The 16,732-nt window shown below is 39.7% G+C and carries 9 protein-coding genes; all 9 read left to right on the top strand.

Features of this window, described 5'->3' with window-relative positions:
• Positions 1–253 precede the first annotated feature (253 nt).
• The 9 genes from QQL66_RS18715 to QQL66_RS18675 all read left to right on the top strand — a co-directional run bounded on the left by QQL66_RS18715 (position 254) and on the right by QQL66_RS18675 (position 16,721).
• Positions 254–760 carry a hypothetical protein gene (locus QQL66_RS18715; RefSeq protein ID WP_284383548.1) on the top strand — a complete coding sequence of 169 codons (507 nt, stop codon included), beginning with the start codon at positions 254–256 and terminating at the stop codon, positions 758–760.
• A gap of 115 nt (positions 761–875) precedes the next feature.
• On the top strand, positions 876–1,715 hold the full coding sequence (locus QQL66_RS18710; protein ID WP_284383546.1) for a C39 family peptidase: 840 nt from the start codon (positions 876–878) through the stop codon (positions 1,713–1,715).
• A gap of 26 nt (positions 1,716–1,741) precedes the next feature.
• Positions 1,742–2,845: a transporter gene (locus QQL66_RS18705; protein WP_284383545.1), complete on the top strand. Its 1,104-nt coding sequence runs from the start codon at positions 1,742–1,744 to the stop codon at positions 2,843–2,845.
• Positions 2,846–2,876: 31 nt separating this feature from the next.
• A complete protein-coding gene (locus QQL66_RS18700; RefSeq protein WP_284383543.1) occupies positions 2,877–4,484 on the top strand; it encodes an OmpP1/FadL family transporter in 1,608 nt (535 codons plus the stop codon).
• Positions 4,485–4,493: 9 nt separating this feature from the next.
• Positions 4,494–9,110 (top strand): choice-of-anchor U domain-containing protein, encoded by a 4,617-nt coding sequence (locus QQL66_RS18695; RefSeq protein WP_284383542.1) that lies wholly within the window; start codon positions 4,494–4,496, stop codon positions 9,108–9,110.
• Positions 9,103–10,218: a MalM family protein gene (locus QQL66_RS18690; RefSeq protein ID WP_284383541.1), complete on the top strand. Its 1,116-nt coding sequence runs from the start codon at positions 9,103–9,105 to the stop codon at positions 10,216–10,218. Before QQL66_RS18695 ends, QQL66_RS18690 begins: the two co-directional genes overlap by 8 nt.
• A gap of 159 nt (positions 10,219–10,377) precedes the next feature.
• On the top strand, positions 10,378–13,467 hold the full coding sequence (locus QQL66_RS18685; RefSeq protein ID WP_284383539.1) for an SLBB domain-containing protein: 3,090 nt from the start codon (positions 10,378–10,380) through the stop codon (positions 13,465–13,467).
• 95 nt (positions 13,468–13,562) lie between these two features.
• Positions 13,563–14,549 (top strand): Wzz/FepE/Etk N-terminal domain-containing protein, encoded by a 987-nt coding sequence (locus QQL66_RS18680; RefSeq protein WP_284383538.1) that lies wholly within the window; start codon positions 13,563–13,565, stop codon positions 14,547–14,549.
• A 27-nt stretch (positions 14,550–14,576) separates the two neighbouring features.
• Complete coding sequence (locus QQL66_RS18675; RefSeq protein WP_284383536.1) at positions 14,577–16,721, top strand: YjbH domain-containing protein; 2,145 nt, start codon at positions 14,577–14,579, stop codon at positions 16,719–16,721.
• Positions 16,722–16,732 lie beyond the last annotated feature (11 nt).

Raw genomic sequence — 16,732 nt, 5'->3', positions numbered from 1 at the left:
GACTGTTGGTATGGGTTCTGTAGGTGGTGTATCTCAAACAATTGGTACAATCCACATGGAGAACTTGGACGTATCTGGTACTACTTTGAAAGTATACGGTCACTAAGTTGATCTGATTGCTTTAAAGTAAGTATTGAAAAAGCCGCCTTCGGGCGGCTTTTTTGTGTTTGATTAACTTATTGTTACTTCAATTGGTTAGTTTTAATCGGTATTATAAATTTTTATAACATAGCATTCTAAAGGAATAAAAATAATGAAATTAATGTTGAGTGCCTTCTCTATTTTTATGATGTTTTTCTCTGCTTTAGCTTTTTCTGATGAGTCAAAGCAGGTGGTTGAGCGTGATTTTAATCTTCTAATGAAGAACGGTATGAAGACTGCGTTGACTCAGCTTGGTGAGTCAAGACAGGTTCCTCCTTTTATGTTGCTTGTTAAGCAGGATGGTGAGTTGGGAGTTGTTTATGTTCCCCAGGGAGAGGAAGCTAAGAATGTTTCTGTTGATCGACAAGTTTTCAAGTTAAGAGATATGGCGGTTCAGACTGCTAAAGCAGGTGAAGCAAGGGCGATTTTGATTTGTTTCTATTCATCATTGGCTGTGGATGAGGTTCAACATCAAGGGTTGATGTTTGAAATGGAGCATGCTCAGAAAGTCGGAATGCTTAGATTTTTACCAATCACAGAAAATGAAGAAACTGAAAACTTAGTTGTGCATACCAAAAAAATGGTTACAGAGAATAAACCGTTGGTTATGTTCAAGTAGTCATCGTCTGACTCTTTTAAATTTTCTTTTGTATAAAAATGTGAAACGCTTAATACAATTTTTGGTACAGTATGTACTATAGTGTAGTAACTCTAATAATAAGAAAGCGTTTCACATGATAATTATTCTTCTCGGATCTCTCGTCGCCTTGTATGGCACCTTCTATGTAGCAGATATAGAAGAGAAACCAAGAGATGTTGTTTACTTTGAACAATCAGGTAATCAATATGTCCCTTCATTTACTGATCACACAAATGTTGAGCCTTTGGCGGCTATGCGCTATCGAAATATGGTTAGGCAGGCATATGATTACAGTTGTGGGTCAGCCGCTTTAACTACAATTCTTGATTATTACCTTGGTAGGAACTTTCAGGAGCGTCATGTGATGGAAGGTCTGCTTGAGTATGGTGAGACGGAAAAAATTGTAGAGCGACGAGGGTTTTCCTTGTTGGACATGAAGCGATTAGTGACTGCATTAGGTCACCCTGCTGGTGGCTTTAAAGCGAGTATTGATGATTTAGTTGAATTAGAACATCCAGCTATTGTTCCAATTGAATATGCAGGCTTTAAGCACTTTGTTGTTGTAAGGGATGTTCTTGATGGTCGTGTTTTTCTTGCAGATCCATCACTCGGGAATTTAAGTTTTACATTGACTAGATTTGAGGAAATATGGGACAGAAATGTACTGTTTATTGTATTTCCTGGTGATAGAGAGCCGGTGAATGCCCTTAAGTTGAAAGATGAGGATCTTCGTTATATTAGTGAATCAACAATTAATGTTGTTGCTTTCCATGAATTTCCGCAATTTATTACAAGTATGGAACATCAGACCGAAACGGCTTTTGGCGGTATTCAAACATATAGGGAAATTACGACTGATACATCAGGTGAAGTTTCTGAAGAGACTTACAAAGCAAACCCTCCTGAAGGTCGAATTTACTTTAAACGAAAATAATTATAAAAATTAGAGAGTAGATAAATATGAAGACTAAAGTGATTGGCAAGGTGCTCATTACTTTGATTACGACCAGTGGATTAGTTTTTTCACATGGTTTGTATGCTGCAACTAAGGAAGAGGCTAAGTCTGCTGCTCGTGAAGCCCTAACAAAGAAATCAGATGATTCTGATTCGCAAAAGGCGCTAGAAGAAGTTTTTGAAGCAGCTGAAAATAATTACTCTTTACTTAAAAAAGGCGGTATGGCGTTAAACTATAGTTTTAGTTACAGCTACTTTGCAGATCAGAGTATTGATTTGGATATCCAGAGTGGTCGTATTATTGCCGCAGATACAAGTACCTCTGCTAATCATAGTTTCACTAATACATTTACTTTCGATTACGGACTTTTAAATAACTTAACGGCAAGTGTTAGTCTTCCTTTGGTGGCTAAGTTTGAAACGACTGAAGACATCAATTCTTACGCTTTAGGTGATATTTCTTTGAGTCTTCGCTGGCAGCCCTGGGCTGTAGTTCCTGGAGAACTTAATAAAACATTGTTTGCAACCTTTAGTACAAAAACTGGGGAGAGTCCATACGAGATTAAGATCGATGAGGAACTTTCCACAGGTAGTGGATATTATTCATTAGGCTTTGGTGGAAGTGCATCCAAAGTATTGGACCCTGTAGTACTGTTCGGATCTTTAAGTTATACGCATAACTTTATCGTTGAAGATCTGTATCAGGCCAGAAGTGGTCGAATTCTTGAGGCGGTTGATCCTGGTGATTCTTACTCATTATCTGGTGGTTTTGCATACTCGCTATCATATGATGTTTCTTTGACTGCTTCTGTCCAGGGGTCATATAGTGACTCAACGATTTTTGATTTCGTAGATACCCGCACAGTACGTAATGTCGGAACAGAAGATGATCCTGTTGAGGTTGTAACTGTCCTGGATAATAAGGCCGAGTTAGGGCAGCAGTTTAGTGGGGTTATGAACTTTGCTTTAGGTATCCGGATTGACCATTCTACAATTATGAATATCAATACTGGTTTTGGTTTGACCGAAGACTCACCAGACATGGTTGTGGGTATATCAATGCCATTGGATATTTCGGGATTGAAAGACTTTTCAAGCTCAGAACAATAATTAATAAGAATAATAAATTAGGATAGCCTCAATGAGATTTAACACACTAGCGGCATTGCTGGTTACGGTCTTCTATTGCCTATTTCCTCTGAACAGTTTTGCTCAAATGGGGCAGAACTTAACAATTAGTCCGCATGCGCGTTCACAAGGAAATGCGGTTACCGCCAATCCTCAAGGTGTAGTTGAATCTATACACTTTAATCCAGCTGGTTTGACCAAGTTAGATGGTCGTCAGTTAGAAGCAAGTCTTACCAACGTTGCAATGCGGTTAAGTGCTAAGTTTCATGCTCCGGAAGATTACGAGTTGCTTGGGCTTGATGAGGATGATGATCCTGTTGCTAATACTAAAAGCTTGACTACGACCATTGCATTGTATGCTCCTGTTCTTGGTTATCAGGCACCTAAGTTGCCTATGGCTACTCTTCCTAGTACTGGGATTTCAATTCAACCACCAGGTTCAAAGCTAACCTTTGCAAGTGGTATATATGCTCCCTTTGCGTTTGGCTATAAAAGAGCAGGTGATGATCCAGGTAAATATCAAGGTGAAGAGTTAGCTTTGACACGATTAACTTATTTTTCACCTTCCATCGCATATAAGTATAGTGATGAGCTGTCTTTTGGTGCGTCTTTTGGCATGTCCTACCAGAGTTTGTACCTACAACAAGATATGCGTACACCAAATATTTTAGTCGCGATGGCTGATATGCTACAGGATGCTTTTGGTTGTGAAGAAGGGGGCGGGGGTGATGATCCATTGGCTCCATTACTGACTTTGTGTGGTGGTCGTGTTGGTCCGTTTCGTGATGCAGGTGAGTTGACTGTGGAAATGGAGGAGCGTTTATCGCCGACCTTTAATGTGGGGGTTTTGTGGGAACCAACTGACTGGTTTGCGTGGGGTGCAACTTATCAAAGTTCATCTGATATGTCTTTGAGTGGTAAATACGAGTTAGATTATTCATCTGATTTTACAGGCTTTTGGCAGGTTTTTAACTCTTCCATTTTTGGTTCAATCACTGGGGCTATTTTCAATTTGCCTCGAGGTGTTGATATGGATCGTGGGAATCTGTCCATGGATCTGACTTATCCTATGCACTTTCAGACAGGTGTGAAGCTTAAATTAACGCCTCATCATACCTTTACATTTGATATCGGCTATACAGATTATGACGAGTGGGAAGCGTTCGTTATTGAGCTTGATAAACCACTGGATATTACAGGGGCTGGTCAAATTCTTTCACCTAATAATGTGGGCTCCCGTTCTCTGAAAATTGGTCTTGATTATAAAAGTGTATGGTCATGGGGAATTGGCTTTGAGCATCAAATTACCTCTCGTTTAAAAACTCGCATTGGCTATGAACCACGTCGTTCTTCAGTGCCAGACGATAGACGTAATATTCTTGCGCCTCTTGGTGATGTTCATTTCTTTAGTACAGGTTTGGGCTACACCTGGGATAAGGACACCGAGTTGAGTTTTGATTTGTCGTTTCTTCAATCTAAAGAATATATTCCTGCTGATACCAGTGATGGTTTGAATATTGATTCGGTTACCAACTTGGTTTACAACCCCTACGCTGGAATGGATGTAGAAACAAAGCTAACTCTTGTTTTAGCTGGTATGACCTTTAGGACAAAATTTTAGGTGAGTGTTATGTCGAGTTCTTTAGTTAGATTTATTTATACAGCTTTTTCATTCTTCTTAATCTTATTGTCTCAGGCTATTTTCGCAGCAGGGATTTCAATTGACTTAACTACCCAAGTTTCAATTGATAGATTCGACTATGGAGAAAATGGTGAGGTCATTACCGAAGAGTTGGTGTTTGGAGGTTCTGGTGGTGATGAGGAAATCCAAGAGAATACAGAGGTTGAGTCTTCGTTAGGTGATGTTGTATTAGGTTATGTTGGTGAACAACATTATGGCTCAGTAATTGATCGATCAGGCTTTGATATAACTGCACATGATTCAACAGCTTCAGAGCAACTTGTTAGTGAATGTACTATTCCCGTAGTAACTCCTATATCTACAATATACTCACAATCTTCAGATGATATTTCAAACATTCTTTATCTACGTGAGCCCTTCTTTTCTTCAAATAGTGTTATTAATAGTCGTTTTGATACTTCTAGTTTTAGTCCTCTGGCATTTGGTGGGGGGCTGGTTTCTACAAATATTCTGGCTGAGTCCGAAGGGACTGTGTCTAAAGTCTTAAATTTTCTTGAGTCAGGTAAGTTTGCTTTTGAGGCTTATATCGATGGTCAAGATCCTGATGATAAATTTGAATTTTATGTGGATGATATAAAGATTGTTGAAATTAAAAATACTCATTCTCGGTTGTATGAGTTTGAGATATCAGCAGGTCCTCATAAGATTGAATGGATATACACCAGAGGTGTTAGTACTAATGGTGAGGGTAGGGCAGTAATTGACCTCATAGTATATGGCGGGACAAATTTAGACTCTGATGGTGATGGTTATAGTGATTATGATGAAATGCTATGGAGTTTGAATGCAGGCTCAGCTGATTCGGATAATGATGGTCTAACTAACCTTGAAGAATACCAAATAGGTTCTCATCCTTATCGACGTGATTCTGATGGTGACGGAATCGAAGATGGGAAAGAAGTAAACGTTTATGGTACCGATCCTAGAAAATATGACACTGATGGCGATGGGCTGTCAGATCTATGGGAAATTGCTCAATCTGATTTTAATGATTTAATCACTCTTGATCCTTTGAATCCCGAGGACGGTCAAATAAGTGATTACATTAAGTCCAACTCATGGGAAAAACGAATTACTGTTTTTGGCGCAAAAACAGATCAAGAAACAGATCAAGAAACAGATCAAGAATCGGAATCGGTGTATTCCCGGCTGACATTTGAAGGTTATGAAAATTCAGGTGAACTTCGGTTTTGGGGGGGGACAAGTATTTGTCAAACTGCGTTAAATCGTAATTTAAATAGTCACGCAAATAATGGTTCCGCTGCGTTGGAGCTATCTGGGTTACGTAAATATCAGCGCAGCTTGACTACTCTATTACTTCCAGAAAGTACTTCTAACAGATGGCTTGTTAAGCTTAATCATTTTATGTCTGAAGATTATGCTATTTACTATAAAGCTATTGATCTTGCTAATCCAAATACTGAATTAAATAACTATACTCGGTTGAATTCCATGCAAGGTGTATGGGAGGGCTCTGACTTATACTTTGATTTATCAAGTGAAAGTTTTGTACAGCCGGCACTAGGCTTATATATCTATCGATATAAAAATACAGAGGGTAAACAAGGTGCGGCCCTTCTGGATGATATTGAGGTTATGTCTCTTGACTCGTTGAGTTGTACTGCCAAGGATGGATGTTTAGCGCTGATTGATGCTGACAGTAATGGTATTAATGACTTTTGGGAAGAAGAGCAAGGATCGGATTTAACGGATGAAGATGGATTAACCATCTTACAGGAATACCTAATAGGTACTTCTGCTGGCAACAAAGACTCTGATAATGATGGTTTATCTGATGATCTTGAGCTGCAGAATGGAACGCTTGCGTTATCTAAAGATTCAGATAGTGATGGCATCATTGATGGCTGGGAGCTAGCATTCAATCTTGATCTATTTACTCCGAATACTTTGTCTGACATTGATGGTGATGGGACACAAGATCGTTGGGAGTATCCTAGAAATACAGATCCCAATACACCGACTGATTTGTCTCAAAACCTGGTAGATTTCTATCGATATGATCTCAATGATTTAAAGAATATAGATTACGACTTTTCAGAATTAGCAAGTTTACCGAAAATTAAGTCTTTGTTTTCTGACTTCGACAAGTATTGGAATGTTAATAACAATGGTGAACTGGAAGCGTATGTTCCACAATTTACTCAAGTCGATTTGTCAATCCTAACGAATTCTAAAACAGCCGCTACTTTACATATGGAAGTGCTTTATGATCATGAAACAGGGTGCTGCGATAGTTTAAAATTTTATGAAGATGGCAATTTTTCTCAACAATTGAGTGCTTCCCCTGATTGGCAAACGGTAGAAATCACAATTCCTAATCATGTAACAATTGTTCAATTGTTTGCGAATCGTGACGGTAGTGCAGGCGGAGTTCAAAATGTATTTAAAATACGTAATGTCTTTTTTGCGGATAAAACGAAAAACTCGGATGCTGATACCTATGAGTTTAATGACTTTTTCGAATTAAAGAATGGTTTTGATCCATCCGATTCAAGTATTCCTGACGCTTTAGGGGATCCTGATAAGGATAATCTCACTACCTTAGACGAGTTTACCCAAGGCACCAGTCCAACGTCCAAAGATACTGATTCTGATGGTGTTGAAGATGATGAAGATCCTTTCCCGAACGATCCTGCGGAGTCGGTGGATACCGATGGTGATGGTATTGGAGATAATGCGGACTTGGATGATGATTCTGATGGTATGCCTGACCTTTTCGAAATGGCAAATGGGTTTAATTGGTTAGATGCTTCAGATGCAAGTCAGGATAAAGACAACGACGGTATTACCAATGTAATGGAGTATATTTTAGGTCTGAACCCTAACGTTGATGATAATCCTCCTACTATTCATGGAATAAATAAGATCACTATTAATAGTAGTGGTAAATTGACTTATGTAGATATTGAGACACCAGTAGGAAAAGATGCTGGTTCTACTAAAGAGTTTGATGTGTTTAGTGATGTTGATGATTATTGGTTTGAGCCGGGAAGACATTTAATTAAATGGACGACTGAGGATGATGCTAAGAATGTTACGACAAAGACACAGCTAATTAATGTTCGCCCTAGACTTAACTTTAAAGATCCTTATATATACACGCAAGATGGTGAGTCAAGTGTCTGTCTGGAGTTAAACGGCAACAGTTATGTCTATCCGCTAGAGGTTAACCTGGAGATTGGCCCTGTAGAGTTTAGTAAACTCCCCGGCGAGTTCAACTTTACAGGATCGGTATCGGATGATGAAGAAACACCGATGTCTCAACAGACTAAACAAGATTTGAAGCTGACAATAAATCAAGGGCGTTTAATTTGTACAAATTACACCTTTGAAGATTCGGCCCAAATAGTAGTTAAAAATGTCAGTGATGGTATCGTACGTTCGGGTAATGAAACTGCATATGTTATAAAAACAGAAGAAGCGCTAGCACCTAAAGTCTCTTTAAGTGTGGAGCAAAGCTCTATAATTACTCGTCTCTTGGATTCTAATTCAGGTATCGTTGAAGTTAATTTAGATGTCACTTTTCCTGATGGGATGGAAGGCATAATTGATTGGTCAAACAGTGATTCATCTCTGGTCAGACTGGAGTCAGATCCTACGCAATTTATCTTTTCACCAGCAGGGTTGATTGACGGTGTATACAAAGTTGTGGTGGTTGTTTCTGATGCTGTAGGGCAACGATTACCTATCAGAAAAGAGTTATCTTTGTTTGTAGAGAGTAGAGCTTCCGGGCCGCTACCTGATTTTGATCTCGATGCCATTGCAGATTATTCTGGTACGAACAATGACAGTTCCAGTGTTATCACAAGCGATGGTCACAAAGTGGTTATGGAAACACATTCTAACTACAGTCTTTCTTTACCTGATAACTTAGTAACGAAAGGATCTTCATTGCCATTAATTCGTTTGACCGAAGAAACCTATAAGTTAATTACTGGTAAGGCGTTACCTCCTCCTGATGATCAGTCAAGCGATGGGGTTGATTTAGATGAAACACAATATGAATATATGTCAGAGATGTATTCTGAAATATTTGGCCCTACAATCCCGACTAAGATACAACCTTCTAATATTATAGGTTTTGTTATTGAAGGTTTGTCGCAACCAGGAGAGCAGGCGAAAGTGGTGATTAAGCTAGAAGAGCGATTACCTGTCAGTAGTACCATTTATAAGTATGTGTCTGGAGCTTGGGTAGAATTTGATACTTCTGGTAGTGATTCATTAGGTTCTGCAGCATCAATAAATGGAGCATGTCCAAAGCCTGGTTCTTCGAGATACATAAGCGAGCTGAGATTGGGTAATGATTGTGTTCAAATCAGTATCACAGATGGTGGGCCGAATGACGAAGATCATTTAGCAAATGGAACGATTGTTGATCCAGGAGTAATTGGTGATCAGGGAGACTTTGTGCGTGATGAGCCTTCGGTGAAAAAACTTGGAGGAGGCGGTTCCCTTGGTTGGGGGCTGATTATTTCTTTGTTCTGTATTTACTTGAAGAGAAGACACTTGATCAAATATGCGTAAGTTGACGCTGATTTTTTTGCTTTTTCCTATATTGGTTTGGGCTGATGATTACTATTCATGGATTGATCAGAACGGAGTTTTGAGAAATAGCTTCATTGAAAGAAACAGGGTTACTCTGGCTGAAATTGAACGCTATAAATCTCTGTCTCTTTCAGATTATGTTGCGGAGGATAATAGGATTGCATCTGTTGCGTATCAAATTGATCCCTTATCAGAAAAAGAGAAAAAGCGGAAATACTATACTTGGGTAGAGGCAGACGGGAGAACTCATAATACTGAGTATGCGACAGCTCCTCAAAGTATTGAAAAGAAAACTCTTGTGCTACAAGGTGGTGAGCTTGCCTCTGATTATATCGATGGGGATCAATTGGCAAGACAAGGTTTCCTTAGGGAAGAGGAGTCTTTGCATTATAGCTGGGTCGATCCTACTGGTCGGCTTGTCTCTTCGGAGTATACACCTGGTTCAAATGTATCTATTCAATCACGGACAATTATTAATTACACGGACGCAAATCAATACCTTTTTGAACCTGATCAGGGTGACAGGCCAGTTCAGGCGTTGGGTGACTTAGTTCCTTCATTGAGCTCGGAACCAAAGTCAGTCATTTCTTTGGATAAGAAACTCGTTGCTCGTATAAAAGACACATGCTGCGCTCAAATTCCAGAAGAAAGCTTTTATTCTTTAACGCCTGAAGACTCTGTGTATGAAAAGTTGGGTGAGCTGTCTCCAAGTTATGAATTTCCAACGGGTCAAAGTTACTACCTTCCAATTCGTTTACCTGTTTCACAGCAGACCTATGGCATTAAGGTAAAAAGCTTTGCTCAAAAAGGCGTCTTTTATCCAGTATTATTATTTCTTGATGAAAACAGACAGCCAACGCGTTACGTGACCGACTCTGTAGTTGAATATCATGAAGAAACCTGGGATCGGTATGCACATCTTGAGGGAAGAATCATGATCAAACCAAGTTATGGCGAGCGTTTTGTTTTGATTTTTACAACTCAAGAAGACCTAAAAAGAATTACTCAAAGGAAACAAAACTTAGCTGTCTTAGCCGAGCATGAACACTCACGGACAGGAAGTTTAGAAGTGAAAGTTATTTATTGATAGCTCTCCAGAGTGATCATTCCCATCCTGGGTGTGATGAAATTTCAGGTTAGGATTGAAAAGGTAATGTAAAACAGTGTAAATTGAGCCACTGCAGTTTAAGTAGATCCATTTTTAAGTATTTGTAATTTTTTAGGACAATATCCAAGGATGAAGGCTATGTCGTTTTGCCGTGTAATAGGTGTTTTGATCACTTTCTTTTGTTTTTTTAATACGGCTTTTTCAGCTCCTTCCAATATACCCCCTCAATATCAAAGTGTTTTTAAAACATTACCTGCTGATCAGCAGGCTAGAGCTCTCCAAATGCTGAAGCAAAACGGGGCTGACGAGCAGAAAGCAGAATTTATCCAGCCTCATATATATCAACCTCGTTACACGGGCTCTATTACCCAGTCTAGTAGTAGAGAGTCTGTTATCCAATCAGTGACACAAGACGATATCTCTCAAGAGCAAAATTTACGGCCTTTTGGATATGATCTTTTTGCCTCTGAGCCAACAACATTTGCTCCAGCTACAGATATTCCAGTCCCTCAAGAATATGTTATTGGTCCTGGTGATACTTTTGAAGTCAGTCTTTTCGGGAAGGTGAGCGCTCAATACTCTTTGGTCGTCCAGAGAGATGGAAGTATAAATGTTCCAGAATTAGGCTTGATTCGAGTTGCTGGGCTGGAGTTTAGTGAGGCTCGTGATGTTATCACGAATCGGATAAAGAATCAGAAAATAGGTATCACTACTGTTGTAACTATGGGTGAGCTTCGTTCGATGCGTGTCTTCGTTCTTGGAGATGCATGGAAGCCCGGTTCATACACTGTTAGCGCATTATCAACAATATCACACGCTATCATGGCTAGTGGTGGAGTGAAAGAAAGTGGTTCTTTAAGGAATATTCAGCTTAAACGTAATGGCACATTAGTAACTATTTTTGATTTGTATGACTTCCTATTGGAGGGGGATACTTCTAAGGATCTAAAATTGCTGCCAGGTGATGCAGTGTTTATTCCACCTGTTGGATCAACCGTGTCAGTTGATGGTCAAGTTAATCGTCCTGCTATTTATGAGTTGAATGGTGAGAGCACCCTAGATGAGGTTATCCAGCTTGCTGGTGGCTTAAAGGCAACGGCGGATAAGCGTTATATACAACTACAAAGAATTGAGACGGGTACTCAGCAATCTCTGCTTGATATAGACACTACTCAAAAGAATGTACTAAGTACCAAAATCAAAGATGGAGATCGATTAATTGCCTACTCGATTGTTGACCACTTTGAAAAGGTTGTCACTATTAAAGGTCATGTTAAAAGAGAACGTAAATACCAATGGTTCAGAGGCATGAAAATGTCTGATGTGCTTGGAGATATTTCAATCTTTAAAGATCAGGTGGACCTGAAATATGTATTGGTGAAGAGAGTTAAGGCTAGTAATAGGTCAATTGAATTTCATTCAGTTAATTTGGTGCCTGTAATTCTAGATTCTACTGCTCCTGAAAATATTTTGTTAGAACCAAGGGATGAGATTCGGATACTGTCTTTAGGAGAGAATCGTGCCAAGCAACTATTGCCGATAACCCAAGAGTTAAGATACCAAGCAAATGCATTTGAATTACCAAAGTTGGTAGAGATTCAAGGCGCAGTCACAAATCCAGGGGTTTATCCTTACGTTCAAGGGATGAAGTTATCGGATATTTTTGAAACTGCAAAAGGTTACTTAAGAAATGAATACGAACCTTACAATTTATTTGGTGTAATCGAACGTATTGATCCTCAAACCAAAAATAGAAGCTTTAATACCTTCCTTCCTTATAGAGTATTGGTTAATTCAGATGATATTCAACTCCGATCAGGCGATAGAGTGTTTTTCTTTAATGAAGAACACATTGATTATCTGTCATCTGCCGATATTCATGATGTATTAAATGGTCAAGAACCCTCTTCTCTTAACTTAAAATCAGATGGTCTATTGGTTACAAAAACTCTTCAAGAGCAAACAGACGCTCTGTTAGCTGAGGATCGATCTTTAAGTGAGAGCTTTAAAGAATCGCAAGGAATTGTCACACAAGAGCAGCAAACTGCACTCTCTGGTTTATGTCGGGGTCTTATTGAATTAGCAGAGGTTGTTAATAGCGAGGGTGGGAGCCGCATCAAACGAGCTATTGCAACACAGGCAACTGCTGAGCAGATTTCCCTCAAAAATGTAATGAAATGTCCTAGTATTTATGACTCTTATCCTTATCTTTTACCAATGTTGATGGAATATGTGGTTGCTGTCCAAGGGGAATCCAGAGAGCCAGGTTTATATCCTATAGCTGAATCTGTTGACGCTGGCTTTATGATTGAAGCTGTTGGTGGGATTACTCAAGATGGTGATTTGCAACATGTAGAATTGGCTTCAGTTAAAAACCAATTAGCTAGTGGGCAGCTGTTTAGACAAGTGAACCTGCAAGAAGAGTCTCATCAAACATATCCTGGTGATATTCTTAGTGTTCGTCCAAAGATCACTCAAGTTGAAAAAGGAGTGATAAAGTTAAGTGGAGAGTTTGTTTATCCTGGTGTTTATAGCTTTAAAAAGGGTGAAACCTTATCTCAAGTGGTTCTCAGGGCGGGTGGTTTAACAAAAGATGCATATCCATATGGTGCGGTTTTCACCAGAGAAAGTACCAGAAAGCTTGAGCAAAAAGCATTTAAGCGAGCTGCAGAGGAATTAAACAGTGCCTTATTCACTGCAATTGCAAGTGGGACATTCAAATCAGCAGGCGGTGCTGATGCGATTGCTATGCTACAAGGACTGACCAAAGAGCTTGAAGAAACAGAGGCTCTTGGGCGTATTGTTGTTGAGGCTGACCCATCAATATTGGAGGTTAGGCCTGAACTGGATATAAAATTGGAAGTCGGTGACACAATTTTTATTCCTAAGCGCACTCGAACCGTCTCTGTCGTTGGACAAGTGTTAAATCCTGGTACGCTCTTATTTGATCCAGAGCTTGATTCAATTGATTATCTAAATCAATCAGGTGGCTACTCTGAATCAGCGGATGAAGATAGGGTCTTTATTGTTTTACCAAATGGTAGTGCACGTACACTTCAAGCGTCTTGGTGGAACTATCAATCGACAAATATTCCACCTGGCTCGACAATCATTGTTCCTCGTGATGCCCGGCCTATTGATTGGTTAGCGTTAACTCAAAGTGTCACAGGTATTGCTTCGCAGTTAGCGATTACAGCTGCTTCCTTGGCAACAATTTCTGATAATTAAGGTTCTATAAGAAATTGTAAATTTTACAGTGTTCTCCCTAAGATAATAGGTCCTACCTTGTTAGGTAAACAGGGTAATTAACGATAATATGGTTTATGAATAAGCAATTGACTAAGAACTCTCAAACTCCTACTCCTTACTTCGAACAAGCACCAGATGAAATTGACCTGCTTGAACTTTGGCGTGCGATATGGTCTCAAAAGTGGAAGGTTATTCTGATTACGTTAATTTTTTCTGTTGGTAGCGTAATTTTTGCACTGTATCAACCGAATCTATATACATCAGAGGCGCTATTAGTTCCAGCAGGTGATGATAAGTCTAGCTCGGGCTTGGGCGCTTTGGCTGGGCAGTTTGGCGGGTTGGCATCTCTCGCTGGGGTTAGTTTGTCTTCTGGGGGGGGAGATAAAACGGAAGAAGCATTGGCGATTCTTAAATCAAGGGAGTTTATTACCCAGTTTGTTCGTAAAAGTAATATTTTAATCCCGCTTTTCGCACTTCAACCCATGCGATTCTCTCAAGGTGTTGCCTTAGATCCAAGTATATATGATGAATCGACAAATACCTGGGTAAGAGAGGTTCAATCTCCATATACGGCTGAACCAACGGATTGGGAGATCTACAAAGCGTTTTCTCAAATCTTAACAGTATCAACTGACAAGCAAACAGGATTGGTAACAGTATCGATTGAGTGGTATTTACCTGAGCAAGCACAGCAGTGGGTAACTTTATTAATTAAAGGATTAAATGAGCATATAAAGAGTAGAGACGTTAGTGAGGCACAAAAAAGTATCAATTTCATTCGGGAAAAGATTAAAGAAGTGAGCTTGGTTGATATGCAGGCGATCTTTTTTAACTTGATCGAAGCTCAAGGTAAGACAATTATGCTTGCAGAGGTGCGAGATGAGTATGCGTTTCGAACTATTGATCCTGCCGTGGTGCCTCTTGAAAAATCAAAACCAAAACGCGCCTTAATATGTGTTTTGGGGACTTTGCTTGGGGGGATGTTAGGTACCCTATGGGCATTAGTTTCTTATTTTGTTAAGAAACGTTCAGAAACTGAGCCCATGGATGCAGTTAACTAGCCAATATTGAAAAGGATTTGCATTGACGTGCTGGATGCCGTGGTTGGAGAGATTGATTGTAAGCGTGCCTTTGGGTTTTTTTTGCTTTTAGTTTTAAGTTGTATTAGCTGGGCTGAAGAAACTCTTGTGGTTGAGCCAGTTCGGATGACCCATTCTGACTTTGGTGGTGTAGGGTTGTTGCAAACCCCTACTGCACGTCATGCTCCAGATGGTAACTTTAATGTCAACTTTTCGCACGTTTCCCCATACAATCGTACTTCTATAACTGCCCAAATTTTACCTTGGCTAGAGGGTACTGTACGTTATACCGCAATTACTAACCGACGTTACAGCCAGGATGAAGAGTTTTCAGGCTCTCAAACCTATAAAGATCGGGGATTTGATATAAAAACCCGCTTATGGCGAGAAAATAAATATCTACCTGAAGTCTCTTTCGCTTTTTATGACTTTCTTGGCACAGGTCTGTTTAGCTCAGAATTTTTATTAGCTTCAAAGCGTTATTATGACTTGGATTTTTCTTTCGGGTTAGCTTGGGGCTATGCGGGCATAAATGGTGGTATTAAGAATCCGTTCACGTTTTTAAGTAATCGCTTTCAGACTAGAGAGAAGGATGTTGGTGAAGGTGGGGATGTTTCTCTGGGGCAATATTTCTCAGGGGAGGAAATTGCTTTGATTGGAGGAGTAGAGTATGCACCTTCAGGGAGTGATTGGGCATTTAAACTGGAACTTGACGGGAATGATTATACTCAAGAGTCTTCTGATCTTGATGGCCAAACAAACAATGATGGAGACTTTGTACAAAACTATCCTGTCAATTTAGGTGTTGTTTATCGTCTGAATGATTTATTTCGTGTCCAGGTTGGGTGGGAGCGTGGTGATACCTTAATGGCAGGTATCCAGTTGGGTATGAACTTAGGTTCTGAAAAAACAATGATGCCTAAGTTCGATAATCCACCTGAGCGCATTTTTGAAAAGCAAGCCGAAGATAACCGGTTAGTCAACGAAGCTTTGCTTTCGAAAGGTAAAAGAGAACAGGTTCATGCTCGATTAGCCGCTGAGAAAATAACAGTTTCTGCATTGGATTCTTCTGAGAACCAAATAACAGTTTATGCTAGTCAAAAACGCTTTCGAAACCAGGCAGATGCGGTTGGTCGAGCTACTCGAATCTTAATTAATGAGCTTCCTTCAACTTTGGCAAGTGTTCGCTATGTGAATAAAGAAGGACCTGTTAATACAAATCAAATTGATGTTTATGTTGAGCCTTTTAAGAGAGCTGTGGCAGACGAAACGGAAGGCGGTTTTAATAAGTCGTACTTGCGATTAAGTGAAGCTCCTTTGGATGACCAGGGAGCGGATGAGTTAGTTGATTATCCGCTGTTTGATTGGAGAGTTAGGCCAGTTCTTACCCCAAGCTTTGGTGCACCTGAGGCTTTTGTTTTGTATCAGTTCTGGTTGAAGCTTGCTGCAGATTTCCAATTTAGTAAGAATCTGTCTTTAAATAATGTTTTTGGTGTTGATATAGCCAATAATTACAATAAGTTGGAAGTTGAATCGGATTCTGTTTTGCCTCATGTCCGTTCAGATGTGGCAAAGTATGCCGAAGAAGGTGCTACTGGCATTAAGCGGATGCAGATAGATTATATCTGGAAGCCTTTCGGGGCAAGTTATGCTCGTCTATCATCGGGTATCTTTGAAACTATGTTTGGTGGCGTTGGTGGTGAGTTTTTATACAAGCCTGTCAAAAGTCGTTTGGCTGTTGGGATTGATGCGAATTATGTGAAACAGCGTGATTACAAACAACTTTTTGTATTTAGAGATTACACTGTAGCCACTGGTCACCTGACTATGTATTATGATATGCCTATCAGTAATACTTTGGCAAAAGTTAGTGCTGGACGCTACTTAGCTGGGGATATAGGCACCACGATCGATTTGAGTAGGAAATTCAAAACCGGTGTCGTAATGGGTGGCTGGGCTACTTTTACTGATGTGTCCTCTGAAGAATTTGGTGAGGGAAGCTTTGATAAAGGGATTTACATAGAATTTCCACTGGATCTTTTCTTTGTTGAATCTCGTAAGGATAGCTTGAGAGCCTCGTGGAGCCCTATTACACGCGATGGTGGGCAGAAGTTGAACCTAGGCAATCAGCTATACGATATATTGTCTCCCTAGAATTGCTTAAT

The organism is Litoribrevibacter albus, assembly GCF_030159995.1.
Taxonomy (GTDB): domain Bacteria; phylum Pseudomonadota; class Gammaproteobacteria; order Pseudomonadales; family Litoribrevibacteraceae; genus Litoribrevibacter; species Litoribrevibacter albus.
Note: the sequence above shows the minus strand (reverse complement) of the source record. Positions and strands in the feature narration are given on the sequence as shown.

What these genes read in the sequence shown, in the direction of transcription:
- QQL66_RS18715 (WP_284383548.1), top strand. Translation starts at nt 254, where the DNA reads ATGAAATTAATGTTGAGTGCCTTCTCTATTTTTATGATGTTTTTCTCT.
- QQL66_RS18710 (WP_284383546.1), top strand. Translation starts at nt 876, where the DNA reads ATGATAATTATTCTTCTCGGATCTCTCGTCGCCTTGTATGGCACCTTC.
- QQL66_RS18705 (WP_284383545.1), top strand. Translation starts at nt 1,742, where the DNA reads ATGAAGACTAAAGTGATTGGCAAGGTGCTCATTACTTTGATTACGACC.
- QQL66_RS18700 (WP_284383543.1), top strand. Translation starts at nt 2,877, where the DNA reads ATGAGATTTAACACACTAGCGGCATTGCTGGTTACGGTCTTCTATTGC.
- QQL66_RS18695 (WP_284383542.1), top strand. Translation starts at nt 4,494, where the DNA reads ATGTCGAGTTCTTTAGTTAGATTTATTTATACAGCTTTTTCATTCTTC.
- QQL66_RS18690 (WP_284383541.1), top strand. Translation starts at nt 9,103, where the DNA reads ATGCGTAAGTTGACGCTGATTTTTTTGCTTTTTCCTATATTGGTTTGG.
- QQL66_RS18685 (WP_284383539.1), top strand. Translation starts at nt 10,378, where the DNA reads ATGTCGTTTTGCCGTGTAATAGGTGTTTTGATCACTTTCTTTTGTTTT.
- QQL66_RS18680 (WP_284383538.1), top strand. Translation starts at nt 13,563, where the DNA reads ATGAATAAGCAATTGACTAAGAACTCTCAAACTCCTACTCCTTACTTC.